Here is a 25,771-nt window from a genome sequence, read left to right on the forward strand (position 1 = left end):
ACAAAAGGAGTAATTATGGTTAAATTGGATAAAGAAGAAAATGAAAAACAAAAGAATATAAGGTTCACTTATGATTTTATGGATAGTGAATGGATGCCTCCAGTTGTTCTATTAATCCTTGTTGTATTATTTGTATCTTGTGGATTTTGGGCATTAAAGGTTCAAGGAGGAATAGTAGAGGATACTGATGGTGACATAGAAAGAACTAAAGTAATCGCTAAAGAAATTGGTGTGAATGAGAAAGAGATTGTATTAGAGCAGGAAAATTCTTATGATGTTTATACAGCAACTACTCCTAAGGGAACATACAAAGTAAAAATCAAATATGAAAAAGATAAACCAGTAATTAAGAACATGTCAGAAGTAAAGTTATATTTGAAAGAAAATAAGGATGAATCATGAAAAGAAGAAAGGTGGAAATCCTTTCTTTTTTGGTTTATGATATAGATAATTATGAGTTTGTAAAGGATGAGTATGTATTGGGTGTTGTAGATGTATTTAAAAAGCGTTTACGATTAGCGAGAAAATGGAGTGGATTAACGCAAGAAGAACTTGCGATAAAAGTGAATACGAAAAAAACTACCATATCTAATTATGAAACAGGCTATAGTACGCCCTCTATAGAAATGTTAGATTTATTATGCGATGTATTGAATGTGTCATCGGATTTTCTTTTGGGAAGAACGGATGAACCTTCATTATCTTCTTCGCAGGTTAATCACATAAATCAGGAATTGCTAACGAAAATAGATACTGCAATAGAAATATTGAAAGAAAGTAAAGAGTGTATCCCAGGCATCTTACCAAAAGAGTAAGATGTTTTTTATTTTGGTTATGAAAGAAAACCTCTCGTTCTAAAATATAAAGAATTTACAAAACAGGTATTTGAAAAATTCTTTGGAAAGGAACGAGTTTATTGAAAGATGGTAGGAAGGTCTTTGTAAAGCAGACGGTTGTAAGGAGAAAGCCAGATGTACAAGTAGAAAAGGGAGAATACAAATTATAATTAAGTATACAATCTGATTTAGACCTCTTTATAGAAAGAGGTCTTTTTTCGTGAATAATAAAGTATTTTCTTATATTTAATTCATCGCAAAAGTATAATACTTAGGATATAAAAATTAGGTATTTAATTGAATTTATTTTAAAAGGAGCGATTCAAATGAATTTTGAATTTAAAGCATTTAGAAAAGTAATGGAAAAGATTATTGTAAAACATGGAAGAACATCGGTTGAAGAGTTCTTTAAAAAAGACGAAGTTTCTATACGCATTGAACAAGATAGTTTCTTGCCATTTGTTGTTGAAAAAGCAGGTGACATGTTATTCATTGGTTTTTATAGAAAGCAAAATGGAGACCTTATCTCTGACCCTGTATTTGTATTCCAAGTAAAAAACGATATATGGTATCCAATTCGATTAGAACAAGCAATGGGTGATACTATGTTTGGAATGTTTGATGAAGATGGAAGTTACTTGTATAAGCCACATACAACGAAGAGTGTAAAGTCGTTTGCAACTGATTGCTCAAAAGAATGGAAAATTTATTTCTTAGACGAAGATTGATAAGAAATATCAAATAAGCAGAGTTGATGCAGTATAAAAGGGGCGTATAATGATGGTTGATGAAGACTTAAGATGCGAAAAATGTGAGCATTTTTTCACATATAAAGAAATTGAAGAATGTAAAACAATTTATTGTGAAAAATTAGGGATTTTAGTTTGTGAAGATTGTGATAAACAAATGAAAATGAATGATATAGAAAAGAAGGAGCAACCTATTATGAAAAAGTTTGACAACTTAGCAACAACTTTAGTTTCAAAATTTCATGGCAACAAAGTAGAGGAAGTTGTTCTGGAAAATCAAAATATGAATGAATTGGAATTGGTGAGTTTAGTCAGTGAAATCGTTCAGAAAGAAATGGAAGAAACATTACTATCTGTAGGTGAAGGATATGCTTCAGAGATAATGATTGATAGCTTTAAAGATATAGACTATAGGGCTCTTATTGCGTATTACAAAGAATCATAATTATAAAATTAACCAAGCAAATAATTTCGCTTGGTTTTTTTATATTTTCCCTATGAAAATCTATAATAAATGGATTATAACAAAACAGGTATTTACAGAAATCAATTATTAAGGAGTGTTTTGTATGTGTAAAAAGGTAATTCGAGTAAGTGGTGGATTATATGTTAAGAAAATGAGAAAGGGTTCATCATTTGGACGAGCAGTGTTATTTACATTAGATTTACAGGAAGCGAAACAAATAGAAGATAGAGATATGGAAGATTTAATTCCCTATTTAAATAAACATGTAGGGGAAAATAAATTTAAGTTTGAGTCAATTCAAGTACGATTAACAGAACAAACAGTGTTCAAATCATCTATCGTATATATTGAATTGAAATCGGGTGAATTAATAGAAAACAAGGATTCTGAAGGGTTTAATTTGGCAACTGCTTCAGAAATCAAACAGCAATTACAATCGACACAAACCTATTATTGCTGTGTGGATGAAGTTACTACGGTAACGATTCAGTCATTGGATGTAAAAAGAATATGGAGTGAGCGAGAGAGTGCGTAGTTGTGCTCTCTTTTTATTGATTGTAGTAAGGAATGAAGTAGAAACGGCTTATACTAAGGTCTAATTATTATTATTTGTTATAAACACTATAATTCTATATACCTACACAAAAGTTATTTAGAGAATAGGAAGAAGGTGCTTATATGAAGACTAAAATATTCACAGCATTAACAGACAGTGGATTAGAGAAAAAATTGAACCAATTCTTAGCGAATCCATCTATAAAATTTGTTACTGCCAGTTATTCATGGGGTTGTTCAGTCTTGGTTGTGTATGAAGATTTATCCGAAGAGACCAAATAGGTCTCTTTTATTTTTCTATTGACTATAGTCTATACTAATAGTATTATAAAAATAAGTTATTAACTATAGTTAATGAAAAGGATGGTGAGTATAGATGAAATACATTATCAAAACAAGAGCAGAGCGGTTGAATTTCAAAAAAACAGAGCTTTTCTCTCAAATAAATAAACTTAGCGTATCTTTAGGATTGAATTCTACTTGGGCAGTAGGACATCTTATAAAACTTTGTAAAAAAAGCAAAGCGAGAAACTTTTACGAGTGGGAATCCTATTACTTTGCAAGTGGTAAGAAAAGAAACGGTTTAATTAAACGAATGACACCTGAAAAACAAGATGTGGTAAGAAAATATTCTATTCATGAAAAAGAAGCAGAGAACATCAAGAGTGTACTCTCTTACAAAGAACGAAATGTGAATTTCGAGTATGGTCGAAAATTAGAAGATATTTTTGAGATGGGTGAATTTCTGTATGATGAAGCAACAAAACGTGGGAAGAAATTTGTCTCTATAAATGATTATGTGAATTTCATTTATATTTCCGTCATTGATGTTCCCTGGATGGGATTTGCTCGTGAAATCAATGCCATTTCAACCTTACATGAAAGATTCAAATGGTTGAGATTTCAAAGGGCAAAAGATAGTGAAGATATGGAATTCGCTATTGATTATAAAATTTTTAGAGCGGATAAATTATTGGGAGCCATTCAAATTAAATCCGAAAAAGAATTGAAGCATGGTCGAAAAGGGAAAAAATGTCCTTCTCCAAATGTAAAAAGAGCAAAAGAAAAAAGCAAAGTCTATTCAGATAAAAAGAATGTTCCTGTTCTGTTTGTATATGCAGAAGAACATGGGAAAATTGTAAACAAAAGCGTGATACAACAAATATATAACTTATGTGCCTGAAAAGCGGAGTACAACATGTGCTCTGCTTTTTATTGGGCTGAATATTTCGGTATCAAAGTGCTTATAGTAGAGGCTGGGACAGATATAAAGTGTTAATTTGTATTAACTGAAAGTGAGTGAGGCAATATGATTAAAATATATGACAATATCCCAAGGGATTCAGTATATGCGTTTTTAGAAAAAGCAAAAGAATTATTGAATGTATCTTCTTTTCATTTGTTTTTTCTTCCGTATAGATATACAAAATCGCAGGTGAAAGAGGTTGTTTCTATCTCGAAGTCACGAGAGAAGCATATTCAATATATGTTTGAAACAAATGAATCAGGATTTGTATTTAAAAATACCATTGTTTATATTTCTTCAGAATGGAATCAAGAGATGCAATTAAGGCTGTTGAAAGATTTATATCGTGTTAAGATGTGGAATGCACAAACACATGTGTCTGAAGCAGATGTAAATGCGATTGTGAAATACATATATAATCATTCTTTTAAGCAAAAACAAAATTTACAAATCTCAGCATAAAGGACTACGTTCAAATTCATTTTGATGTGGTTCTTTTGTTTTGGAATAAATAAGTAGTAACTTCTCTATAATGAGATATGGTGTGAAAAGCCTACAAAATAGTTTTTCTTTTGAAAAGCATATACACAGGTTTCTGTGATTAATGTTATGAGAAGTACAGCTCGACTACCTATGACATTAATACTGTAATGAATGGCGAACCGAATAAGATGTGTAGCGAGCAGATAAAGTCGATAATGCGGGTGGTGACCCGTAAGACCCTTCTGTGTAAGGGTACTCAAGAGAAGGTAGATGAATGAAATATATTCATCTACCTTTTTCGTTCTATTTAAGGAAGTGAATACCTTTTTGGACGATTAATGATTGTATTTGTTCAATATCTTCATCTGTTAAACTACCTAACTCGCCATGTCGAGTAGAATCATATTTTGAAACAATCATTAACCCTGCAATCCCTAAAGGATTCTTAGGTAATTCTTTCATGAGGCCATCTTCATCACATAATCCTATAAATCCAAATCCGAAAGGAAATGATTCTAAATACCCGCCACCAATTAAATCTTTTAAGGATTCTAATGTATTCGGAACTTCTTTTATGTATGCTGTTTTACCATCAATCTGTATTAATCGGATTGTCTCACTCATGAGATGGAAAACTCCCTTCAAATTAAAATAAATGCTATTAATAATATTATACATGAAAAAAAGACATCCTAATATGGATGCCTAACTTTTAAGGTGTATTTTTGTAGAACTCGGATAAATCCATAATCATTAGTACAAGGGATTTTTTGTGCTACCTCAGATTATTAGATGCTATCTCGAATGCTTTTCTGGCTTCATCATTTTGAAGATTTGCAGTTTCACCTACTCCAACTTTTATTAATTCTTCCGCAAAACGAATATCTCTATCTCGATATTCCTCACCAGTTATATGTAAGTACCAGTGACATAATTCATGGAGAAGAATCTTCTCAAATTCATTTTCTTCAACTAAAATCAAAAATTCAGACCTAAAAATAAGAGATTGTGTTCCTGTGTCATATGCGCCCAAATACATTATTCCTAAAGGTTCATCGGGGTTAAACACAATGTTTGGTCGATTGTTTATGCCCCAGTGTTTTGGAATAAGATAATCCATTTTATTTTTTACTGTTAAAGGGGTGAATGAACAATGACTTCTTAATTCATTAACTTCCTCTTTTGTAGCAAGTCTGATATTTTCATCTTGGAAAAACTCTACATCAAATTCAAGCTGATGTACTCCGAAAGAACCGAATAATGAGATGGTTTCATAAAACTCTGCGTCCTCATCTTCGTATTTCCCTTTGCGAATCACAAACATAATTTTTTTGTTTTTCGTTAGTCCATCATCATAAGTATAGTAGTCACCAATTATTATTGTTTCCATTATTAACTCTCCTCAATTTAGAATATTATAATCTCTTTTTATAATTATTTTTTACTTCTTTTTAATGAATGTTCCTGATGTGCTTTCATCATACAAGACTGAATTCTATTCGAATTATATTTTTTATGTATGTATTGCACGTATTTTTTGCTATCAGATACCTGACGTTCTCCAATCTTATTGCATTTTGGACAACGTAATAGTGATTTATTTGGTAAAATTCGTTTCCTTTTTGTATGGTCCACAATTAATGTGTCTTCTAACATAAGTAATTCCACCTTAAATTTTATTTCAATGCACGTTTGCATTACCTGGTTTTTATAAGTTATTTTATTATACTTCAATTTCTCAGCAATTATAATTTCTGAGAAAACTCAATAGAATACAGTAGATATTTTATAAATTAGGTATATTTCATATTGGATGAAGAGGAGCGGTTTCAGATGACTGTATTTTATGGAATTGAATTAGTAGAGGAATCAGGCGTAATTAATGAATTAGGAAAGTTTAAAGATATATTTCCTGCCATTTTTACAGAAGAAGACGTGATGGAAGGTACAGCCAAGATGGATATTGAAAAGGCAAAAGAACTATTGATGTTTGTTATTGGGAGAGAAAAAGTGGAAAAGAAGATTTTACGTGAAATTGAGAATGTAGGTATATTAAGAGGAGCAGATGTTTCGCCAAATATCCTTCAGATACGCAAGTTAAACGTATTAGAATGCTCTACAAAAGGTGATAAGCGTTTTTCAGCACTATCTGCAAAAGTTTCAGTACATGACGTATTTGACACCATAGAAAACCATTATCAGAAGTCTAAAGTGTTTCAAGATGAAAGTGGTTCTTATTACACTTGTAAAAAGTGGGAGAATGCAAAAGGGAAAAAACCTGTTGCATGTAAAATAGGAAATACGATTCTATCAATTGAATATCTATCAATGTTTTATGAATTACTTTGGTACAAGTATTTAAAAAGTAATGAGTATTTAGAAGAGGTATTAGCTAAATTTGATGAGTACCATGATATGTTTAAAAGTAAAAAATCAATGGTATGTCAAGCGGATACAATTCGAGAATATATGAAAAATGAAAATGATGAATGGTATGTGAAAGACGAAAGAGGGAAAGCTTTATTGGAGAAGTGCAAACCACTTAACCAAGCTCTTCGTATTGGAAAATCAGATGATAAATTTAAAGACATTCAAATTGAAGTGCGTTGATAAGTAGTGTTGATATTATGTACATAAAGAAAGGAATGTTGTAAAGTAAGGTAGGGAATGTATCTCTGCCTTTTTCTTTATACATAGAATAATGACATTTAGAATCGTTTATAATAAGTGATTATATATAAATAGGTATTCAATACAGAATGAATTAAAAAGGAGATTGATTAATGATGAAAAAGCAATTTACAATGGATGAAAATATGGATAGATTACTTGATTTATTGCACAAAAATAAAGATGAGCATGGATTAGATTATCAAGGTATTGGTGAAGTCGTTGCTGTTTCCAATCCATTAACAGGTCGAAGCATACTTGTTGATGTTTGGGGGCATGATGAGTTATCAGAATTAAAAGAACAGACTCGTCGCATAGCAATTTATGAAGTATTTAAAGATGCTAAAGAAAATCAATATGGTGTAGTGGTTGAGCCAGAAAAGTTATTGTATAAAGCGAGTCAACCAAAACGTATGATGGATTGGGTTGTTAGTGAGTTGAAAGATAATCAAAACAGAGAATTAATCGAAAAGAAAATAGAAAAGATGGATGAATATTTTGAATTAGGCTGTTATGACTCATTGATTGAAAACCTATCTATAGAAGAGTTGAACAAGGTTCTTGAACGTTTAGAAGAGGAATGTACAGATGTTGCAGTTGTGATGGATAACAAAACATATGTTGTCGAAATTAAAACTGTGGACGATGAAAAAGATTTACATGTTTTATCAGCAGATGAATATAAACGTAGATATGGCGTATCAGAGGAAGATTTTAACGATAAATTTGATATGTAATATCGCCCATCAAGATAGAAAGGCTACGAAACTCGTAGTCTTTTTTCTTTGTATAAAATCCAATATCTTCTTGATTTCCTTTTGCAATTATTCACCTCTTTATATAATATGAATATATGAATGGAAAGGGGTTATTTTCTGTGGATAATATATTAGTTGAACAAATAAAAAAAGAGTTAGTTCAAACAATTGAATGTTTAACTTTGGAGCATTTAGATGAGCAAAAAAAGGTGGTAAAAAAGTATTTTGATGTACTGGAGAGTATTAAAGGTTTAGAGAAGAAGAAGAAGAGTTTACAGAATGTTCTCGCTGATAATACAAGACAATTAAAAGAAGATGTTCATATAGATAATACAGAAGATAGTAGTGTAGAGGCAGAAAATACAGGTTTTAAGGAGAAAGAATCTGATAGTATAAAGAGTGAAGAAAAAGAAATTGAAAATGATAAAATACATAACTCCTTAGATATTGCCAAAAACAAGATGTATTTATTTGAACGGAAAATTAGAGGTGGGTTCGTACCTGAAATTGATGGTTTTGTACCTGAGAAAGTGATTAGAGAGTTAGGATTGAAACATCATGATTATATCTATGCAATAGAAGATGGTTATGCAAATGGAGATATGAAAAAATATCAATATTCTTTAGCGAAACGAGCAGAAAAGCAGGTTGATGATAACCGAATTCAAGTTAATTTATGTCCAATAGAAAAAGATGGAAATATGTTAGTTGTACGAAAAAGTTTAGAAGATGGTCGAGATATAAAGTTTGGAGAGGTACCTTATTCATTCCTATTAAATGTGGATGAAGTTAATGATTTGAAACTAAAGGAAGAAATGATTGTGGACATTGCGTATCCTGCTGACAAACCAGATAAGGTAAAGGTTATTTGGGTATATGATATGAGAGATAGCGAACGAGAAGCAAAATTGGTATTTCAAAGCAAACGAACAGTAAATAAAAAAGAAGAAAAGAATATTGAAGAAGATGAAATTGTGATAGATGAAGATGCTTTAAAAGGTAAGAGGATTCTAATTATAGGAAATGAGCCTAAAAAGGCCTTGTACAAAGCCAGTATTGAGGAAAGAGGCGGTTCTTTTTTGTGGGCAAATGCCAGAAGTCATGTTACATTACTGGAACCACTTGTGAAGAAAGCTGATATGGTTATATTCTTGCTAAAAGTAACTAAGCATGTTGCGATGAAACAAGTAAAGGCACTGTGTAAAGAAAGAGATATTCCCTTCATTACTACATTTAGTACGGGAAAGTCTACCATTGTAAAATTGGCAGAAGAAACTGAGGTTTAATACATAAAGCAAAGAGAAAGCCGTCTTAATGATGGCTTTTTGTATGTATTCTTATGATTTTTTAACTTCCTTTTCGGCATCTGTAAAAATAACTTCTCCGTTTCCTCCTTTAAAAAACTCGAATCCTGCTTCAGTAAATTCTTTCTCAAACTCTTCATCTGTCATGTTTTCAAACATGTTTGTAATCCGTTTTTCCATTTCTTCTATGCTCTCCATTTACGTCACCTTCTTTTAAATTATTCTGTAGACTTCCTAATTGAAATTCTATATAATTCATTATATATAGTCAATATAAATAATGTTTAAAGGGGATGAAATAATGAATGATGCTACGATAGATTGGGAATCTGAATTAAGAGACAATCTCCTATTTCAATTACATATACATTATAAATATAAAAAAGAGGATTTAAAAAAAGAAGCTACAAGAGATTTGTTTTGCTTATTCTATAAAGAATGGGAACGAGAAAATAAATCAGTGGAAATTACAGAAGGTATTAAGATGTGTATTCTTGCAATTAGTAAAAAAATAGGATGGATAGCTGAAACAGATGGTGAGTTGGTATTGAATATAAACAGGAGCGATAGCAATGAAGAAAATAAGTAAATCTGTTCAACGAAAACTGTACAAAATGTTTGAAGAAGTAGTTGATAGAGGGAGTTCTGATAAAATCCAAGTAATGTTAGACTTTGGTAATAAAGTGGATTTTAATAAAGAGCGTGAACGAACAGATGCGTTAAAACGAGAATTTTTAAGTCATTTGGAGGATGGGATAGTTAATTGAAAAAAGAGGGTGGGAACAATAATGAAAAAATCCGATAAAATAGATATTTTGAAAAGAATGCTTTATGAAGTAGAAGTGGAAGCGAGTTTAGCAGAAATAGGAGGTTTTACAGAGTATGACCAAAGTGAAATAGAGTTTTTACACAATACATTAATAAACCATTTAAGTGCTAAAGGATTAGAGCTTTATATGGATTTTATTGAAGAATGTACTAAAGTAGGCATACAAAAGAAAAAGCCTACTACAAAAGAAGAAATGATTGAGAATTTAAAGAAAGATGGTAGAGATAGAGGTTTCAGATAAAATTAAGTATTATCTTTTTAAAATAATATAATTTTATGTTATATTTTATATGCAGGATTCAAAAAAATATGTACATAACAAAACAAAATACAAAATAATAGGATGCTATAAAGTAGCGTCTTTTTTTATATAATAAATAGATTTCGATATAAATAAGGTATAAAAGATTATTGATTAAAAAGGAGAATTTAAAATGTTTACAGATGTACAACGAAAAATGATTAAAAATGGCGTGAGGAATTTAGAAATTTTTGGTTACTCAGGTAAAGTAACAGAAGAGAATATTTTAACTCATCCCTTCTTTTCAAAGTATTTCAAGAAAGAATTAGAAAATTGTTTAGGGGAAGGTTATGATAAAGATATAAAAGGGTTATTGAGCATAATTGAAAAAAGAAGTAAGACTGCATAAATGGATATAAAATAAATTAATGAAAAAGGAGATTTTTATATGAGAACATTAGTTGTTTCAGAAACTTCATTTATAAAAAATGAAAATAAATTCAAGGTTGAAGGTGTTACTTCGGACGTAAGTCTTCGTAGAGGATACAAAACAGAAGATGATGGTGTATTATGGGGAATGCAACATGCTACTGTTATGAAAGCAAATTATAGTGAAGCTGATAAGTTGCATAGTAAAAGAATGAGAGAATACAATCCAATTAAAAATGGAGAAACAGTTGTAATTGAAGGTAATAAATATGTGACGAGAATTTTAGGTAACTATTCTTCTTGTGTTATTTTTGACCCAAAATAATTAGTGAACAATTGTATATATTTAATAAAGATAAAAAGGACTTCTCATAATTGAGAAGTCTTTTTTTATAGGGAAAGGTTATTATACGTTTAAATAGAACAGTTTCTATTCTGATGAAATATTATTTTTCATTAACTATAGTAAATGAATATATTAATTGTTATACTAAAAACAGATAAATTCTTAATAGGGGGTAATAATGTTGTTTAAGATTTTTGATGAAAATAGTAATAGATTATACGACTATCAGGATTTTTTGAGAAAAGAAATACCTTATCAAATAGGTTTAGATGGAAAGGTATATAAAGCTATGAATGTCTTTGAATCAGTAGAGGCTCCGTATGCAAAATTACTCCATGTCTCTGAACAGAAGGACGAAAAAGGAACGTTTATAACAGAAGGTGATATTTTACAGTTTCCATTTGCAAGAGGACTTGTAATCTACAAAAACTCAAGTTTTTGGATTCATTGGTTAGATTGGAACCAAAGATGCTGTCTCCCTGCATACGATTCATTAGGAATGGAGCGTATATTACATACTACAGAATGGAATTCCCTTATTATTGATAGTATTTACTCGAAAGAAGAAGGTTTCAATGAGAAGTCTTTAAAACAGGCAAGAATTCATATAAAAACCGCTTGTGAGCATGAATTATTAACTCTTTTATTAATTCGCATGTCCAGTCTTAATGATTTTGAAATAAGAATGGAAGACTCGCAGTTGTGGAGAGAGGAACCAAGTGATACTGGATTTATAATATATGCAAAATTAACTGAGAAAGAATTCTTTAGGATTTTACAACATCATGACTGTAAATGGCTTTAAGAACTAAGGTTGTCTTCATAACTTTTAATGAATGAAGGATGAATAAGGTATGTATGTATATTTTTTAGGGGTTGATGACCATTTTTGTTTGCAATTCGGGAATGTTTATTAGCGGGAAAAATAGAGGAATTAGAAAGTTAATTGAAGAGAAAAAGGAGTAGTTTAAAAATGAGTGTGCAATCACATTACATCATGATTGGAGCTAACATTGGGTACGAGAAAGAAAATGAAGATGATTGGGAAAAACATGAGGTATATAGAGAAGAGAATCATCCATCTAAAATACGATATATAAGTGATGGAAATACGGGTAAATACTTTGTCATTGGTAAGGTATTAGCATGTGACCCAGAGGGGGTTGAAGGGTTATCTTTGTTTGAATACGATGAATCGTTATACGTGGAGGATAAAAAAGAAATTAAAGAGCATGTGAAAGAACATTTTGATATGGACATAGAGCCTACATTAATTGTTTTTACTCATTGGCGTTAGAAAGGAGAATCCGTATGAAACTCAGTACAAAATCATTAGCATTGCTATTAGGTTGTTCGTTCCTTTTATTTGGGTGTAGTTCTGAAGATACAAAAGAATCGAATCACAAAGAAAAGGAAACTGTTAGTAATAAAGGGGTAAAACCTATTGAAGAATTGATATATAAACAAGTGGACAGTAGAGATGATGGATATAAAGATTACTACTACAGAGTTTATTATAATCATGCAAATAAATGTGTATCCGAACAACATATGGTAGAAGGAGGATATAGTATACCTATCATGACATCTAATTACTTATTAGATAGTGAGACAAAACAGCCTATGTGTGGGAAATCAATTGAAGAAGCAAAGGCGCTATTTCAAGTGAAAGAAAAATCAAATGATTTAAATAAAGGATGAGTAGGTATGAATAAATATGTTGTGGTTGTTTACCTGAGATATGATGATTGGGAAATTATAAATGTAGAAGCTAATTCAAAATTACATGCATCTATTAAAGCGGTAAATGAAGTAATGGGGTACGAAGTGTATAAAGAAAACAATATTATCTTTGAATCAATTGAAGAGTTAAATGATGTTGTAGGAAGTTTAGGGCTTCTGCGGGTAGGAGAGGTTCTAATAAGAGAGTAGCTTTAGTTTTTTGTGTATGAAAACAAACCATAAAAACTGATTTTCACAGTAAAACAATCAAAAAAAGAACAGTTAATAGACTAAATTTATATGTAAAAAAGCCCGTAAAATAAGGGTTTTTTATGAAAAATATGGTATAATTAAAGGGTAACTGAATCGAATTGTAGGGTGGTATTGGTTCACTCTTTTCTACTTCAAGTAGGAAGGAGGTGAATGAATATGGATGAAATCTTCTTAGCGATTATTAAGGGTATGTCCAGTGGTGTTTCAAGAGCAATTACTGAACATATTCTGAAAAAGCCTTCAGATAAAGAAGAAACCACCCTGCACAAGTCGAAGAGTCAGGATGGTTCGAAAAAAAGAAACAAATAATTAAATTATGAACCAAGCCACTTTGCAAGTAATTTGGTTACAAGAGCGGGAGTGTTGGAGCACTCTCGCTTTATTAGTATACGTTGTTTGTTCGAAATTATGAGGTTCACAAATTGAATCCTCAAATACATTATAACATAAGCCATGTAATTTCAAACATTTATTTGATTATCTACTCCACAAAAAAAAGAACCGCTACTGCGATTCTTTTATATTAACTCATATGACCCACAATTTTTAAATCCATCTGTCTAATTCCACTATGACGAAATAGCTTAGAATAAGAAACTGTTAAAACTTCTAAACTGGTTTGTTCATCATGAATAGCATAAACAGTTGATTTTCTTTTTGCTCCCCATCTTAAAGGGATTTGAAGAATAACAACTTTTCTATTTGCTCTTAATAATTCTTTTTCATTAATGAAACAACCAGTCATACTTTCGGGAATTTCAATGATATCACCGTGTTTTGGTTTCCGCTTATTTGCATGTTGCAAACAAGCTTTTCTCCATTTTAACGCATATTCATTATCCGTTGGAGATAACTGATTGATAATTCGTTTTGGACATTCAGTTTTACAAGGTCCCATAGTTTCACCCGTAGAGTTCCAGTAAAATTCTCCATCATGAAATGAAGTGAGTACAACTTCTCCAACAATCTCTCCAAAATTTACATGATTCTCATTTGTAATAGTTAAAGCCATATAAATGGTAGACTCTTTTTTAGCATAATCTACAACTTTTATGTTTCCATAACGTTCATATTGATAGATAATAAAATCTTTAATATCTCCTGCTTTTCTTCCGTTTAATTCTCTTTCTGATACACTTGTCCATCCCATAATAGTTATTCTCCTTTGTAATTAAATTAATTTATCAATACCTGTTTTTTATAGACCCTTTATTATAGTTAATTAACTGCACTTTAATGAAAATGGAATCAAAAAACCTTCTTCTAATTCATCTTCCTCTATAAAATACTCAAAAGCTGATTTATTAAATTTCACTCCTACTTGATACCAAAATCGTACTGCGTCAGGGATAGCTTCTCCCCGAATTTCAGTAATGTTTTCCTGATTTTTTAAATGATTAATAATTTCTCTACCATGACCTTTTCTCTTTTCTATGCATTCAATATATTCAATATACACAGAACCATCTGCTTCGAATGTAGCTTCTCCATATGCAATTGGTATATCATTTTTTAAATACAATATGCTATGTTCCATGTATGATAGCGATTTTAAAACCTCTTCAGTTGCTTTTTCTTTCATAACCTCGAAATCCTGTGTGTAAGTAATCATGCCCTACATCTCCTCATAAATAATTGATTTTCAATACCTGTTTTATAAATATCTACTTATCATATGGGAACAAGGGGATGTTTATAATATAATAAAAAGCCCTAAATATTTAATTTAGGACTTCTTTTCTAAATCTATTAATATTAAAATATTTTCAATAACTTCTCGAATTTTATCTTGTTGCTCTAAAGGTAATAATTTTACTTTGTTAAAAGTGTTTAATAATTCTTTTTCTGATTGAGGCATATTATGTTCGTTTTGATATTTATTATCTGATATACCCATTATATAGTCTGCTGAAACGCCTGATATGGTTGATATATTTTCTACAGTTTCCCTGGAAGGTTTTCTTCTCCCGTTTTCATATAAGGAAATCATGGATTTAGCTATGTTAATCAATTTAGCAAAATCTTCTTGACGTAAATCTAATATATCAACTCTAACCTCTTTAATTCTGTTCCCTATTTTATTTTCTGGCATGGGGCAAGTGCTCCTTTTTTCGATATCTTTGCAAAAATAATATCATCATTCTTTGTGAAATGATACTATATAAAAAAGACCTGGATAAATAATACCCAAGCCTAAAAATAACTCCTTATTGTCTTTAATACTCTTTCTAAATCCTGCTCTTGTAGTTTACCGATTTTGAACAATAGTTCTTTGTAATGGACAGTGTTTATTTTTGAACATCTGACTACAGACGGTTTATCTAAACCTGCTTGTTCCCAACTTTCAAGAACTACATCAAATTCATTTCTTGCTTCTTGACTGGTTACAGTAGCAACTAAACGGTCTAATTCAACAACGATGTTATCATTACTGATAATCACAACTGGTCGTTTCTTACCGTTCAATTCTAAAAACCAAATCTCACCACGTTTATTCTTCATCATTTTCTCCCCAAAGCATTTTTTCTTTTTCTTTTTCTAATTCTTCTTTGGGTGGTCTATTGTCAAAATACTTATCAAATAGACTACCTAATAGTTTTATCCGTTCACTATTATCCATTTCATCAATAGAATTCATAATTTCTTCAGCAGTCTTTTTCATAATTTCACCTTCTCAAGGAATTGTTTTCTAAATTATATCACATCCTTTTATTTTAGAAGTGTAAAAAGATAAGATATAGACGCAATCCATTCCTCTTATACTATTCTCAAACCTACCTAATTCTTTGTGCCGTAACGTTCAAGCAAAACTCTGTTTGCATAGGCTGTAATATAAACCTCTTCTTCTTCATTTTTGAATGAAACTGTCTGATTTGCCCATTCAGTGTAAATAGGTTCAACAATTGTTTCGTAGAAGTTATGAAGGTCATCAACTTCAAAATCAATTTTTCCAGATTTCTCAAATGTAGTAGCTATTACAGCTATCTCACACATTTTTGCTACTTCGTCAACTTCATACATTTTTGCCACCATAATAAATCTCTCCTCTTCATATCTCTTAATATAAGAACCAGTTTTTTAATATCAAAATATTATACGGAGTTTGTATGGTATTCAATCGGATGTAGAGCATAAAAAATAAAAGAAAATATTAATATAAACATAAAGAATGGTAATGAAGAATAATAAGGGGGTGATGATATGAATAATAGATTATATACAGTGAAACAATCCATTCTACAAAAAATGTTTAATGTGAATCGTAATAAACAAAAATCAAATGTAGCTCTATCGGGGTTGTTAGGATTTTGTATAGGTGATGCTTTGGGTGTTCCTGTTGAGTTTCAGCCCAGAGATAAAATGAATAAGATAATAACAATGACGGGTTATGGGACACATAATCAACCACCAGGTACATGGTCAGATGACAGTTCTCTCACTTTTTGCCTAACAGAAAGTCTAACTCATGGCTATGATTTGAAAGATATAAAACAAAAGATGTGTGATTGGTATTACTTTGGCTATTGGAATGTTAATGATAAATTGCCATTTGACATTGGAAGAACAACATTCAAAGCTCTTTCAAAAATAAAGTCAGGGATAGCTTTGGAAGAAGCAGGAGAGAAGGATGAAAAAGATAATGGGAATGGTTCGTTGATGAGAGTATTACCGTTAGCTTTCTATTTTAAAGATAAAAGAGATGAAGTAAAATTCCCAATTATAGAAGAAGTATCAGGAATCACCCATGCCCATATCCGTTCAAAGATAGCTTGTAGTATTTATGTAGAGTTTGCTATTCAATTGATAAAATATCATTCACGAGAAAAGGCATATGCAGGAATGAAAGAAGTTATTATTTCTTATTACAATAACAAAGGGTATGAAGAAGAATTAAAGCACTTTGAACGAATTGTAAAACGGGATATCTATACGTACCAGGAGCATGAGATAAAAAGTACAGGATATGTTGTAGACTCTTTAGAAGCTTGCTTATGGTCCTTATTAACAACAGAAACCTTTCCTGAGGCGGTATTAAAAGCTGTGAATTTAGGAGAGGATACGGATACAATCGGAGCTTTAACTGGTGGTTTAGCAGGGATATTCTACGGAGAAAACAAGATTCCAAAAAAGTGGATTCGAACGATTAGTAAAAAATCGGATATATATGAGTTAGCTAATAGATTTTATCAATCCCTTCAAAAATAAGAGCATAATGCTCTTATTTATTTTGATTCATTATTTATTTTTATGAAATTTTAGAAGAATGAATAACCCCATTATCAAAATCTAAAATAAAGAGAACATGAAAAAACAGGTATTTTTATAAATTGATTAAAAAGGTGGAATTAAAATGAGAAGCAAAGAGTTTGTTGAGAGATTAGTATATAGAGGGATTGAGTGTAACGTTCATAAAATCACTTCAAATGAAATGAATCGGAAAGGATTTTTAACAGTCACAGATGCACCAGTTGATGTTTCATTAAATCACGGATTTTATGTAAATACTGGAGCAATTAAAAGTTGCATCGACTTATACTTCAAAAGAAAAGAGTTAGAATTAAATCAATAGGGAATAAATTTAATTTTTTAAATATATAATAATTAGAATATAAAAAACCAGGTATTTAACTAATTTATTTGACAGGGAGAGAATTAAAAATGGCTAACCATGAAGTTGTAGTAGAATTGAAAGTAAAAGGATTAAAAAAAGAGAATGATGCTTATGATTTAGTAAACTCTATGATGTATTGCGAGTTTTATAATGCAGATGGTTTTATTCAAGGTCGTTTAGCAAATTTCACTTATGAGGAAAAAGAAAAAATAGGAATTTGCATAGTAGATTGTACAATCAATTCAAAGGAAGGTGGAGTTGATAGTGCATTGGAAACGTTAATAAATTGTGAATTCTGTCATAAGGGACTTGAAATTATTTGGACCAAACTAAGCGCAAAAGAAATTTCTTATAGTTGTATTGATGAAATTTCAAATGCGTTTGCTAATGATTTCTATGAACCTCAACAAGAATATCCATCTCACATAAAGTTTTCAGAAAAACATGTGTTTGATGAAGAAAAATCTGTAAAATGGAATCGAGAAGAAGTAGAAAGACAAAACGAACAAGTAAAACAACGAAAAATGAAATGGAATTCTGAAAAGAGCAGATTAAATGCTAAGTTACAAAATGACTGTGTTCAAATCTTGAAAGAAGATTACGGTCTAAATGAAGCTCAAGCTGAGAAACTATACGGATATGTTTACAATGATAAACATTCTTGTATGCATGACTTCTTTATTTATTTAGAAGAATTTGCGGGAGTTACAAAGGAAATCCTTTCATTAGGTTAAAAGAGACGAAAATTCGTCTCTTTTTTTATAAAAATACATGGAGGAGTGCTTTAAAATGTCAAATTTGAAAATTAATGAAGAGAATGGGATGTATATAGTATCAGATGTAACAGATGGCGGTTATTTAAATAGAGCTTGTTATCATAATTATCAAAAATGGGAAACAGTATGGAACTCTGAATTGGAGTTAAAAAATATATATTTAGACAAGGAATGTGTGAATAAGATTTTAATAGATAAGAGAAAAGAGGACTTGGATTACAACAAAATTATTAGAGCAAGAGGAAGACATTTAAGGGCCTTAAAAGAATACTTAGGGATTTCTAAAAAGAAAGTAGATACGCCAAAAAGATTCTTCTTATTAGGCTCCCACTTACTGTCTTCGAATTCTGGAATTTCAGAAAAAGAATTCATTGAAAAGGAAGAAATTCTAATCGAAGCAAATGGAGGTCGTTCGCCATTACGGTTAAAAAAACGAATTACAACCCATACTGAGGTAACAGAAGAAAAGAAAAAATTAGTAGAGGAATATAATCAAAGACTACAAGAGTTTCGAGCGTATCATCAAGAAATGATACACAAGATTTTTAAAGAGAATAAGTAAATGTATGAAGAAGCATAATTTAAATGCTTCTTTTTTGAATAGGAGATTAAATATATTTCTATAATAGCAATGAATATAAAAAACAGGTGTTTCAATGAATCTAATCAAAAGGGAGAGAGTGTAAATGAATGTAAACTCAAATGGATATGTAAAAAAAGCTGTAGTATTTGATGATATTTTAAAGGTGATTAAAGAGAAATATGCTGAGGTTATAAGAATTAGACGTTTTTCTTTTTTGAATACAAGTGGCTTAATGGATGTTAAATATCAAGTAGAGGACAGAACATATACGGGAGAAATATATTTTAATGAAGTGTATAAGGAAGATTATGAGTACACAGAAATGAATAGTCCACATGTGTTCCTTAGTATGAGAGGGTATGGAGCTCCTGACATTATTCATGGTATTGTAAAAGAGTTTGGAGGATGTTTTGCAGTAAATCAACATAAATTAAAGGAAATGGTTAAGTATTAAATAGAAGGCATTGTAAATGTAGACTTTAACATATAAAAATACAAAATTCATTAGGATGGTGTAAGTAATGAGTACATTATATTGGTATGCGTATAGATTAAGAGGTTTTAGCCCAAGTTGTCAGCCGAAAGGGTTTATTGATAGAAATGATGACTATGGAAGATTCGGGTCCATAGCATATAATAGACCATTAACAGAACAAGAACTAAGTGATTACGAATTAGATGAGATTATAGAAGGAAAACCAATGGGCATTCAATTAAATTGCTTGCTGAATAAAGGTGATAAGTCTATTTCAGAAGATGAAAGGGACAAATTCCTGAGTGACTTTGGAGATTTGTTAGGAACTTATGGATTTGAGGTTAATGAAGACTTTACATGTGAGTTAGTGGAGTTAGAAGATTAAGGATGGAAAAGAGAAAGGGCAAGAAGTGAAGGCATAATCCTTTGCTTCTTTTTTTGTATTTGCATAGAGACATGTGGAATAAGAGATAAGTAGAGTCAGTATAATACATGAATTATAGAAACAAGGGATTTTTTTAAAAAATTTATTATAGGAGGCTCATAACAATGGGTGCATGTACAACAGGTTTATTAAACGAAAATATTTCAGTGTGGGATGTTTTTCACTACATAAAAGAAAACATTTGTAATGATGCAAGGGTAGAACATGTTACGGACAGATATTTTGAAATATACTTTACAGAGAAAGTAACGATTGAGAAAAGAGTTCTATCATTTTTCACTAATAATCGGGACTATGTGGAGGAAACAGGTCATAATGGAGAGTTAGTCTTAATTGATATGAGTAAAGGTGGGTGCTCATTTGAAGTAATAGAATCTATTGTAAAACATTTTGGTGGTTGGTATATAAAGGACAATAACGAACCGAATGAATTAGATTTCTATGAGTTTAATTTTGAAGCATCAAGTCTATCATCTATAGATAGAGAACTTCTTGAAAGATTAAAAGATGAAAAAGATTGGAAAGTAAAAATGAAAACAATCTCCTTCATAAAAAATAATTTAGATTTTATTAAATCATTATAAGTAGGACTGGACTATAGAGATATCTATAGTCTTTTTCTTTTGCATAGATAAATTACTTTGTATATACATATAATAATTGAATTTATAAAACAGGTATTGAAATCAATTATATTAATGGAGGGTTCACAGTGAAAGTGAAACAAATTTTATTATTAAATCAATTAAATAAGGTCTTGTTAGATTTAGATGAAGAGTGTATGAAGGATGCTGAATTTCGCAAACTACTTTCTGAAATGAATGGATTTAACTATTCCTTAGATGCCTTTGCAAGTCTGGTTAGAGAATGTATTAAGTTAAGAGGAAAGATTACCAAATAATAGATACATATAATAAATGAAACGATAAAACAGGTATTTAGAATGAATTAATATTGGAGGAATAGAAAATGACAACAATTCAAAAGACAATAGCAATTAAAACAGCAAGAGGTGAAATCTCAGCAATGGCAGTAAATGATGATGCGTATCCATGTATCAGAGTCATGATTAATGGAAAGCTTGCCACCGTAGTTGAATTGGATTCCGATAACGATATTTTTAGAATTTATACTCATCAAGGGGATAAAAACGGACATATTGCAAGTTATGAATATAACACTGCAAGTATCTTTGATTATAAAATCGTGCAAGAGGAAATTCAACGAATTCGTGAATTAGAAGACGATGGTCGAGATATCGAAGGTGACATTTCCATTCTGAAACAAGGTCTATCTGAGATTTATGCAATCGTAGTTGGGCAAACAGAACAAGCGATTATTAGCAACACGAATATGTGGGACGAATGTCATACTTCATTAGATAAAATTTTAAAATTCTTTAATCTAATTGTGGTAGATGACTCTAAATATTTTGATGATTACAAATTCTTAGTTGTGAAAAAATAAAGTCTGTAAAAGAACGTATGGTTAATCCTTGCGTTCTTTTTTTATTTTATAAAATAATTTCATTGACAATAGTCAATGAATAAATATATGATTTAATTGTAAAACTTGAAATTCCGGATTGGTAATGAAGGACATGAGAGGAGAAAAAAGAAAAATGAAGAAGACGCTTAAATTTGTAATACCAATGGCAATTGCAACAGTTTTGTTAGCAGGTTGTGTAGAAGATGATGAAATGAGCAGACAGCAACAAGCGAAAGTTGCAAATGCGAAACATTTAATGGGGGAAACAAAAACACCTAATATTACTAAGAGTTTGGAACGTGAAAATATTCGTCAACGTATATTGGTGTCAAATGACCCAAATACTCTTCAATGGATTTATCCTATGAGTGCAGGTCGTGTAATTGGTCGTTTTCCTGTAAAGGGGAAAGTAACCAGTGGAAATAAAAGACTTACTACATCGCAAGCGTATAGTTCAGGGACAGGTACACTTGTAGAGGCACCAGATGAAATGGGCACATATGGCTCAAGTGAAACGTATGTTTTTTGGTTTGACCCTGCTGGTCTTATTCATCAGCATAGGGGGGATTATTTTGTTAGTCCTGTTCCTTATAAGATTGAAGAAGGGTATGGCACTATTTCTACACAAGTTGATGAGTCTGAACAACAAAACACAACTCAATATAAAAAACAGATGGAAGTAGCGAATAAACAAATGGAGGAACTTTCGAAAGATAACGAGAAGGTTCAAGTTTTAAATCCAAAAGACCAAGGGGAGAATCAATAATGAAAACTACATTTAAAATTATTCTGACCCTTTTTGCTTTATCCTTTTTAGGTGTAGCAGTGAAAGTTATCTTTTTTCCTGCACATGTAGCAAGTAAAGCGGTAGACACGACAACGGGAGTTATTGACAAAACGCTTAATGCTGATAATGCACTTACAAACTATGAACAGTTTAAAGATGGGTATAATGGAGCAAAAGCGATGGTTCAAAACATTAAAAACGCTGAGAAGAGTTTAAAAGATATAGAATCTCTATATGGTGAGCCAAGCACATGGACAAAAGATATTCGTGAAAAACATTCTTTCTTACAACAAAACATAGATGGGTATCTTATGCAGTATCAAAGTATTGTGAAAGATTACAATTCTAATAGTTCCAAATTAAATCGTAATCTTTTCAAGGATAAAAACCTTCCATCGGAACTACCAGTAGATTATAAAGAACTTAATTAAAATAAAGAGAGTGACTATTTTATACAGATAGCCACTCTCTTTATTGATTTATATAAATTTAATAATGTAATTAGTTATGAAGCAGATACAACTTTGCTAAAATAGAGAAGGTTTATATAAAAGGTGTAGTTAATTTACATATAAAAAAGGATAGGTGCAATTATGACAACAGAAATTAAGAATATCATAGCTGAAGAATTCAAGAATGGAACGAAACTACTATCGCTGCATCATTACTCTAAAGATGGTGATGAGGTAAAATTAGCAATTGAAAAAGAATGGTTGCCTTACTTACATGACGAAGTAGACTTATTATCTCCCGAAAGCTTTCATGAACGACATCTTATATATATGTATACGCAAGAATTAATAGAGATGCTACCGAAATTAAAAGAAGAAGGAGCGATGGAAGAACAACTATTAATCGTTATAGAGACGCTTCTGTTAGCATTAGACTATCTAACTCATGAACGCTTCGCTTATGCACCATTTACAAGCGAGCATAGGGAAGAAATAAATGGCATTATACAGGAATGTTTTTCGATAACAAAATCAAATACTTTCTCAAGCGATGCAAATCGTCCTTCTTTATTAAAATCTAAAATAATCGAAGGAGAAGAAAGCATTTACTGTTTAGATGAAAGAGAAGAAAAGAAAAGATTATATATGGCTGTGGTTTATAAGAAGCCTAAGGATTTACAAGACCGATTCAAACAAATTGCATTTTGGTTAGGTAATGTTAACCTTAAGCCAAATTCGGATAGGGTGTCTTATCAAGATTCTATAGAAGGTAAAACCAATCATGATTTACATATTGATTTATTATTCTACCTTAACATGGTAAAACAAACGTTATCCTGGTTCATACATTCGTGTTCATGGAGAAATAATGAATTAGCAGGATTTGATGAGATTGATATTATATCTAAATTAGGACTGAGATTCAGTTAATTGTATTTGAACTCTACATTATGACAGAATAAGATAAGTTGAATTGAAAAAAGGTGTATGATTTTTATACGCCTTTTTGTGTTGACTATAGTTAATTTAAAATGTATGATTTACTAAAAGGATAGTCAAATTACAGCGTTTCAAACACTTTTATATAAGGAGAACGATTAAATATATTATAGGGAGAGATGTGACATGGCTAAAAATAAATTTTATGCAGTCAAAAAGGGATTTGATAAACAAAACAATGAGGTTGTTTCAAATTTAATTTTAACTTCGTGGAATGAAACTGCATCGTTGGTTCAAGGTGTGAATAAGAAATCGCATGGTATTGCTTCTGAATACAAAGGATTCCCTACAAGAGAAGAAGCTGAAGCATTTCTCCAACAGGAAGAGCCATACATTCGAAAAAGTGATGAGTCTTATCCGAAAGATGCTCTTCATTGTTATGTTGACGGAAGTTTCAGTAAAGAAATTGAGAATTACTCATATGGATTGATTTGTGTAGAAGATGGAAAAACAGTCGTTCATGTTGATAATGGCGTGGGAAGTAATAAAGATGCAGTTACTATGCAACAAATAGGTGGAGAATTACTTGGTACGATGAAAGCTCTTTTAGTAGCGAAAAAGAAAAAGCCTAAAAAGTTGGTCATTTTCTTTGATTATGAAGGTGTTGCTCTCCACGCTACTGGATATTGGAAAAGAGATAATAAATTTTCGGAGACTTATTATCAATGGATGCAGAAATTCTTTGCTGAAAACCCTGATATTGAGGTGACGTTCTGTAAAGTAGATGCACATACTGGTGATGATTTTAATGAATTAGCAGATGGATTTGCTAAATTAGCGTTAAATATTCAACCTGATAGTAACTTCTATAAGTTTGTTGAGAAATATGGAATTTCGAAAGAAGTATAAATATATATGGATTGTTTGCTAAAGGAGCGGTTTAGTATGACTAAAGAGATTGTGCAAATAGTGAAAGAAGAAATAAAAAAAGCTGAAGGATATCCTCTATTACAAAAAGCCATTCAAATCGCATTTGAGGCTCATGAAGGACAGACAGATAAAGGTGGAAATCCATACATTCTACACCCTCTGCATGTGATGAATCAGTTAGAAATGATTGATGAGAAGATAGTAGGGGTTTTACATGATACAAAAGAGGATGCAGGACTAACAGATGAATTTTTCCGTTCAGAAGGGTTCCCAGAAAGAATCATTCAGGGTATTGATTCTGTTACTCGTAGACATGATGAAACCTATATGGGATTCATTAAACGCTCTTCCAAAGATAAACTTGGTCATAAGGTAAAGAAAGAAGATATTTTACATAACATGGATTCATCTCGTATTCCTGTTATCACTGAAGAGCATGTAAGCCTACAGAAGCGATACCAAAAGGGATTAGACTTCCTGAATCAAGCAGAAGGGATGAAGTTGGAATGAAAAGAAAAGATGTTCTATTGGAAATGGTGAATCGTTATGATTCCTTATCAGATATTGAAAGGAATTATTTAAATCATGCGGTGAACATCTACAGACCTCTCTTGAAAATCGAAAATGCTCCAAATAAAAATGAACTATTAGAGGATGAATATTACAATTTACGCACATTAAATATGCAAACAGTGGAGAGTTATCTATTACAAGAACTTCTTTGGAAATTTCTTAAACGAAAAGGACTTTCGAAATCTATGTTATCTATGGAAGAATTACATTCGATGGTATTTAAGGAATATGAAACTGTAAAAGATTTAAAGAGTGAAAAGCTCGAATCAATTGAAGGAATTAAAAATTTGCTACAGGAATTAGAAGAGCAAAAAAATAAAAACATCGAAACGAATAGAGAAGGCTGTGAATCTTAATGTTAGTAGATTTGAAGGTGTTGAAAAAGCGTAGAAACAAAATGAGAATCGGTAAGGGTATGTATTTAGCCAAATCAGGATTTGAATTTAATTTTCACTTCTTGTTAGAAATCTGTGGTGTTCAGGTTATTGATAAGTATGAGCCGATTGTAGATACAGAAGAACGTTATGTTAGTTGTAATGGTGTTTGCGATAACCCTCAACAAATTTTAGAATATATTCCTGAATTAGAAACGTCAAAAGAGAAGTATGTAGTTGCTTTGACAAGAGTAAGAAAGGCGGACCAATCTTTATGGGGCGGTTGGAGATGGTCGAAGTGGGGGAAATACATCGGTACACAAACACCGACTGCCGAGTATTTATATGATGAAGATTATATTGATGAAATCTATTGCTATAGAATTTTTAAAGTTAAATAATAAAAAGGAGGTAGACAAAATCTATCTCC

General features: G+C 31.0%; 47 protein-coding genes. 37 read left to right on the top strand and 10 right to left on the bottom strand.

Annotated features, from left to right (window positions below):
- Nucleotides 1-15: 15 nt before the first annotated feature.
- The 8 genes from MHB52_RS31110 (at nt 16) to MHB52_RS31145 (ending at nt 4,314) form a co-directional block, all read left to right on the top strand.
- Complete coding sequence (locus tag MHB52_RS31110; protein ID WP_253703148.1) at nt 16-402, top strand: hypothetical protein; 387 nt, start codon at nt 16-18, stop codon at nt 400-402.
- Nucleotides 399-815, top strand: a complete 417-nt coding sequence (locus MHB52_RS31115; protein WP_061662581.1) for a helix-turn-helix domain-containing protein — start codon at nt 399-401, stop codon at nt 813-815. Before MHB52_RS31110 ends, MHB52_RS31115 begins: the two co-directional genes overlap by 4 nt.
- 347 nt (nt 816-1,162) lie before the next feature.
- Nucleotides 1,163-1,564, top strand: coding sequence for a DUF6908 domain-containing protein (locus tag MHB52_RS31120; protein WP_061662580.1), 402 nt, complete (start codon nt 1,163-1,165; stop codon nt 1,562-1,564).
- A gap of 49 nt (nt 1,565-1,613) precedes the next feature.
- A complete protein-coding gene (locus MHB52_RS31125) occupies nt 1,614-2,030 on the top strand; it encodes a hypothetical protein (RefSeq protein WP_061662579.1) in 417 nt (138 codons plus the stop codon).
- A gap of 124 nt (nt 2,031-2,154) precedes the next feature.
- Nucleotides 2,155-2,586 (top strand): hypothetical protein, encoded by a 432-nt coding sequence (locus tag MHB52_RS31130; RefSeq protein WP_061662578.1) that lies wholly within the window; start codon nt 2,155-2,157, stop codon nt 2,584-2,586.
- Nucleotides 2,587-2,729: 143 nt separating this feature from the next.
- Nucleotides 2,730-2,888, top strand: a complete 159-nt coding sequence (locus MHB52_RS31135; protein WP_015055224.1) for a hypothetical protein — start codon at nt 2,730-2,732, stop codon at nt 2,886-2,888.
- A gap of 94 nt (nt 2,889-2,982) precedes the next feature.
- Nucleotides 2,983-3,789: a hypothetical protein gene (locus MHB52_RS31140; RefSeq protein WP_061662577.1), complete on the top strand. Its 807-nt coding sequence runs from the start codon at nt 2,983-2,985 to the stop codon at nt 3,787-3,789.
- Nucleotides 3,790-3,915: 126 nt separating this feature from the next.
- A complete protein-coding gene (locus MHB52_RS31145; protein WP_061662576.1) occupies nt 3,916-4,314 on the top strand; it encodes a hypothetical protein in 399 nt (132 codons plus the stop codon).
- Between the two features lie 324 nt (nt 4,315-4,638).
- Here the strand turns inward: MHB52_RS31145 and MHB52_RS31150 are convergent, their stop codons facing one another.
- The 3 genes from MHB52_RS31150 to MHB52_RS31160 form a co-directional block, all read right to left on the bottom strand.
- On the bottom strand, nt 4,639-4,959 hold the full coding sequence (locus tag MHB52_RS31150) for a DUF3846 domain-containing protein (protein ID WP_061662575.1): 321 nt from the start codon (nt 4,957-4,959) through the stop codon (nt 4,639-4,641).
- Nucleotides 4,960-5,110: 151 nt separating this feature from the next.
- Nucleotides 5,111-5,725: a hypothetical protein gene (locus MHB52_RS31155; protein WP_061662574.1), complete on the bottom strand. Its 615-nt coding sequence runs from the start codon at nt 5,723-5,725 to the stop codon at nt 5,111-5,113.
- Between the two features lie 44 nt (nt 5,726-5,769).
- Nucleotides 5,770-5,991, bottom strand: coding sequence for a hypothetical protein (locus MHB52_RS31160; RefSeq protein ID WP_061662573.1), 222 nt, complete (start codon nt 5,989-5,991; stop codon nt 5,770-5,772).
- Between the two features lie 177 nt (nt 5,992-6,168).
- Here MHB52_RS31160 and MHB52_RS31165 point away from each other — a divergent pair, with 177 nt between their 5' ends.
- The 3 genes from MHB52_RS31165 to MHB52_RS31175 all read left to right on the top strand — a co-directional run bounded on the left by MHB52_RS31165 (nt 6,169) and on the right by MHB52_RS31175 (nt 9,049).
- Nucleotides 6,169-6,945: a DarT1-associated NADAR antitoxin family protein gene (locus MHB52_RS31165; protein ID WP_061662572.1), complete on the top strand. Its 777-nt coding sequence runs from the start codon at nt 6,169-6,171 to the stop codon at nt 6,943-6,945.
- Between the two features lie 173 nt (nt 6,946-7,118).
- On the top strand, nt 7,119-7,742 hold the full coding sequence (locus tag MHB52_RS31170) for a hypothetical protein (protein ID WP_061662571.1): 624 nt from the start codon (nt 7,119-7,121) through the stop codon (nt 7,740-7,742).
- A gap of 140 nt (nt 7,743-7,882) precedes the next feature.
- Complete coding sequence (locus MHB52_RS31175; RefSeq protein ID WP_253703144.1) at nt 7,883-9,049, top strand: DUF2325 domain-containing protein; 1,167 nt, start codon at nt 7,883-7,885, stop codon at nt 9,047-9,049.
- Between the two features lie 51 nt (nt 9,050-9,100).
- On the opposite strand, the gene MHB52_RS31180 is transcribed toward MHB52_RS31175, so the two are convergent.
- Complete coding sequence (locus tag MHB52_RS31180) at nt 9,101-9,265, bottom strand: hypothetical protein (protein WP_172796982.1); 165 nt, start codon at nt 9,263-9,265, stop codon at nt 9,101-9,103.
- A gap of 103 nt (nt 9,266-9,368) precedes the next feature.
- On the opposite strand from MHB52_RS31180, the gene MHB52_RS31185 reads away from it, so the two are divergent.
- From MHB52_RS31185 to MHB52_RS31230, 10 genes are all read left to right on the top strand, one after another.
- A complete protein-coding gene (locus MHB52_RS31185) occupies nt 9,369-9,656 on the top strand; it encodes a hypothetical protein (RefSeq protein WP_061662569.1) in 288 nt (95 codons plus the stop codon).
- Nucleotides 9,640-9,834: a hypothetical protein gene (locus MHB52_RS31190; RefSeq protein WP_061662568.1), complete on the top strand. Its 195-nt coding sequence runs from the start codon at nt 9,640-9,642 to the stop codon at nt 9,832-9,834. The genes MHB52_RS31185 and MHB52_RS31190 overlap by 17 nt, the downstream gene beginning before the upstream one ends.
- Nucleotides 9,835-9,855: 21 nt before the next feature.
- Nucleotides 9,856-10,137 carry a hypothetical protein gene (locus MHB52_RS31195; protein ID WP_061662567.1) on the top strand — a complete coding sequence of 94 codons (282 nt, stop codon included), beginning with the start codon at nt 9,856-9,858 and terminating at the stop codon, nt 10,135-10,137.
- A gap of 193 nt (nt 10,138-10,330) precedes the next feature.
- Nucleotides 10,331-10,546 carry a hypothetical protein gene (locus tag MHB52_RS31200; RefSeq protein WP_061662566.1) on the top strand — a complete coding sequence of 72 codons (216 nt, stop codon included), beginning with the start codon at nt 10,331-10,333 and terminating at the stop codon, nt 10,544-10,546.
- Between the two features lie 39 nt (nt 10,547-10,585).
- On the top strand, nt 10,586-10,891 hold the full coding sequence (locus MHB52_RS31205; RefSeq protein ID WP_061662565.1) for a hypothetical protein: 306 nt from the start codon (nt 10,586-10,588) through the stop codon (nt 10,889-10,891).
- Nucleotides 10,892-11,090: 199 nt separating this feature from the next.
- Nucleotides 11,091-11,717, top strand: coding sequence for a hypothetical protein (locus tag MHB52_RS31210; protein WP_253703142.1), 627 nt, complete (start codon nt 11,091-11,093; stop codon nt 11,715-11,717).
- A gap of 168 nt (nt 11,718-11,885) precedes the next feature.
- Nucleotides 11,886-12,209, top strand: a complete 324-nt coding sequence (locus tag MHB52_RS31215) for a hypothetical protein (protein WP_253703140.1) — start codon at nt 11,886-11,888, stop codon at nt 12,207-12,209.
- 14 nt (nt 12,210-12,223) lie between these two features.
- Complete coding sequence (locus tag MHB52_RS31220; protein WP_061662564.1) at nt 12,224-12,613, top strand: hypothetical protein; 390 nt, start codon at nt 12,224-12,226, stop codon at nt 12,611-12,613.
- Between the two features lie 6 nt (nt 12,614-12,619).
- Entirely contained in the window at nt 12,620-12,844 is a 225-nt protein-coding gene (locus tag MHB52_RS31225) for a hypothetical protein (RefSeq protein ID WP_061662563.1), read from the top strand.
- A 219-nt stretch (nt 12,845-13,063) separates the two neighbouring features.
- A complete protein-coding gene (locus tag MHB52_RS31230; protein WP_172796973.1) occupies nt 13,064-13,216 on the top strand; it encodes a hypothetical protein in 153 nt (50 codons plus the stop codon).
- A 214-nt stretch (nt 13,217-13,430) separates the two neighbouring features.
- Here the strand turns inward: MHB52_RS31230 and MHB52_RS31235 are convergent, their stop codons facing one another.
- The 6 genes from MHB52_RS31235 to MHB52_RS31260 form a co-directional block, all read right to left on the bottom strand.
- Complete coding sequence (locus MHB52_RS31235) at nt 13,431-14,057, bottom strand: DUF6927 domain-containing protein (RefSeq protein WP_061662562.1); 627 nt, start codon at nt 14,055-14,057, stop codon at nt 13,431-13,433.
- A 72-nt stretch (nt 14,058-14,129) separates the two neighbouring features.
- Nucleotides 14,130-14,519 carry a hypothetical protein gene (locus MHB52_RS31240; protein WP_061662561.1) on the bottom strand — a complete coding sequence of 130 codons (390 nt, stop codon included), beginning with the start codon at nt 14,517-14,519 and terminating at the stop codon, nt 14,130-14,132.
- A 114-nt stretch (nt 14,520-14,633) separates the two neighbouring features.
- Complete coding sequence (locus tag MHB52_RS31245) at nt 14,634-14,999, bottom strand: helix-turn-helix domain-containing protein (RefSeq protein ID WP_061662560.1); 366 nt, start codon at nt 14,997-14,999, stop codon at nt 14,634-14,636.
- A 101-nt stretch (nt 15,000-15,100) separates the two neighbouring features.
- A complete protein-coding gene (locus tag MHB52_RS31250) occupies nt 15,101-15,409 on the bottom strand; it encodes a type II toxin-antitoxin system PemK/MazF family toxin (protein ID WP_000792089.1) in 309 nt (102 codons plus the stop codon).
- Nucleotides 15,399-15,569: a hypothetical protein gene (locus MHB52_RS31255; protein ID WP_000750403.1), complete on the bottom strand. Its 171-nt coding sequence runs from the start codon at nt 15,567-15,569 to the stop codon at nt 15,399-15,401. The genes MHB52_RS31250 and MHB52_RS31255 overlap by 11 nt, the downstream gene beginning before the upstream one ends.
- A gap of 116 nt (nt 15,570-15,685) precedes the next feature.
- Nucleotides 15,686-15,940, bottom strand: a complete 255-nt coding sequence (locus MHB52_RS31260) for a hypothetical protein (RefSeq protein ID WP_253703138.1) — start codon at nt 15,938-15,940, stop codon at nt 15,686-15,688.
- 168 nt (nt 15,941-16,108) lie between these two features.
- Here MHB52_RS31260 and MHB52_RS31265 point away from each other — a divergent pair, with 168 nt between their 5' ends.
- The 16 genes from MHB52_RS31265 to MHB52_RS31340 all read left to right on the top strand — a co-directional run bounded on the left by MHB52_RS31265 (nt 16,109) and on the right by MHB52_RS31340 (nt 25,742).
- Nucleotides 16,109-17,113, top strand: coding sequence for an ADP-ribosylglycohydrolase family protein (locus MHB52_RS31265; RefSeq protein ID WP_253703136.1), 1,005 nt, complete (start codon nt 16,109-16,111; stop codon nt 17,111-17,113).
- A 145-nt stretch (nt 17,114-17,258) separates the two neighbouring features.
- Nucleotides 17,259-17,477 carry a hypothetical protein gene (locus MHB52_RS31270; RefSeq protein ID WP_061662559.1) on the top strand — a complete coding sequence of 73 codons (219 nt, stop codon included), beginning with the start codon at nt 17,259-17,261 and terminating at the stop codon, nt 17,475-17,477.
- 89 nt (nt 17,478-17,566) lie between these two features.
- Nucleotides 17,567-18,253 carry a hypothetical protein gene (locus tag MHB52_RS31275; RefSeq protein ID WP_061662558.1) on the top strand — a complete coding sequence of 229 codons (687 nt, stop codon included), beginning with the start codon at nt 17,567-17,569 and terminating at the stop codon, nt 18,251-18,253.
- Nucleotides 18,254-18,308: 55 nt separating this feature from the next.
- Complete coding sequence (locus MHB52_RS31280; RefSeq protein ID WP_061662557.1) at nt 18,309-18,857, top strand: hypothetical protein; 549 nt, start codon at nt 18,309-18,311, stop codon at nt 18,855-18,857.
- 124 nt (nt 18,858-18,981) lie between these two features.
- Nucleotides 18,982-19,332: a hypothetical protein gene (locus MHB52_RS31285; protein WP_061662556.1), complete on the top strand. Its 351-nt coding sequence runs from the start codon at nt 18,982-18,984 to the stop codon at nt 19,330-19,332.
- 67 nt (nt 19,333-19,399) lie between these two features.
- Complete coding sequence (locus tag MHB52_RS31290; RefSeq protein WP_061662555.1) at nt 19,400-19,738, top strand: defense against restriction DarA-related protein; 339 nt, start codon at nt 19,400-19,402, stop codon at nt 19,736-19,738.
- A 164-nt stretch (nt 19,739-19,902) separates the two neighbouring features.
- The gene (locus tag MHB52_RS31295) at nt 19,903-20,382 is read left to right on the top strand and encodes a hypothetical protein (protein WP_061662554.1); all 480 of its coding nucleotides are present in this window, start codon (nt 19,903-19,905) and stop codon (nt 20,380-20,382) included.
- Between the two features lie 128 nt (nt 20,383-20,510).
- On the top strand, nt 20,511-20,699 hold the full coding sequence (locus MHB52_RS31300) for a hypothetical protein (RefSeq protein ID WP_061662553.1): 189 nt from the start codon (nt 20,511-20,513) through the stop codon (nt 20,697-20,699).
- A gap of 68 nt (nt 20,700-20,767) precedes the next feature.
- Entirely contained in the window at nt 20,768-21,265 is a 498-nt protein-coding gene (locus tag MHB52_RS31305) for a hypothetical protein (protein WP_061662552.1), read from the top strand.
- 154 nt (nt 21,266-21,419) lie between these two features.
- Nucleotides 21,420-22,052, top strand: a complete 633-nt coding sequence (locus MHB52_RS31310; protein ID WP_253703134.1) for a hypothetical protein — start codon at nt 21,420-21,422, stop codon at nt 22,050-22,052.
- Nucleotides 22,052-22,504, top strand: coding sequence for a hypothetical protein (locus MHB52_RS31315; protein WP_061662550.1), 453 nt, complete (start codon nt 22,052-22,054; stop codon nt 22,502-22,504). Before MHB52_RS31310 ends, MHB52_RS31315 begins: the two co-directional genes overlap by 1 nt.
- 162 nt (nt 22,505-22,666) lie before the next feature.
- Nucleotides 22,667-23,455: a hypothetical protein gene (locus tag MHB52_RS31320; protein ID WP_061662549.1), complete on the top strand. Its 789-nt coding sequence runs from the start codon at nt 22,667-22,669 to the stop codon at nt 23,453-23,455.
- 195 nt (nt 23,456-23,650) lie between these two features.
- On the top strand, nt 23,651-24,373 hold the full coding sequence (locus tag MHB52_RS31325; protein WP_061662548.1) for a ribonuclease H family protein: 723 nt from the start codon (nt 23,651-23,653) through the stop codon (nt 24,371-24,373).
- 36 nt (nt 24,374-24,409) lie between these two features.
- Nucleotides 24,410-24,904, top strand: a complete 495-nt coding sequence (locus tag MHB52_RS31330) for a hypothetical protein (protein ID WP_061662547.1) — start codon at nt 24,410-24,412, stop codon at nt 24,902-24,904.
- A complete protein-coding gene (locus MHB52_RS31335) occupies nt 24,901-25,323 on the top strand; it encodes a hypothetical protein (protein ID WP_061662546.1) in 423 nt (140 codons plus the stop codon). The genes MHB52_RS31330 and MHB52_RS31335 overlap by 4 nt, the downstream gene beginning before the upstream one ends.
- Nucleotides 25,323-25,742 (top strand): hypothetical protein, encoded by a 420-nt coding sequence (locus tag MHB52_RS31340; protein ID WP_061662545.1) that lies wholly within the window; start codon nt 25,323-25,325, stop codon nt 25,740-25,742. Before MHB52_RS31335 ends, MHB52_RS31340 begins: the two co-directional genes overlap by 1 nt.
- Nucleotides 25,743-25,771 lie beyond the last annotated feature (29 nt).

Origin of the sequence: Bacillus sp. FSL K6-0073 (assembly GCF_038006085.1) — a bacterium.
Lineage (GTDB): Bacteria > Bacillota > Bacilli > Bacillales > Bacillaceae_G > Bacillus_A > Bacillus_A cereus.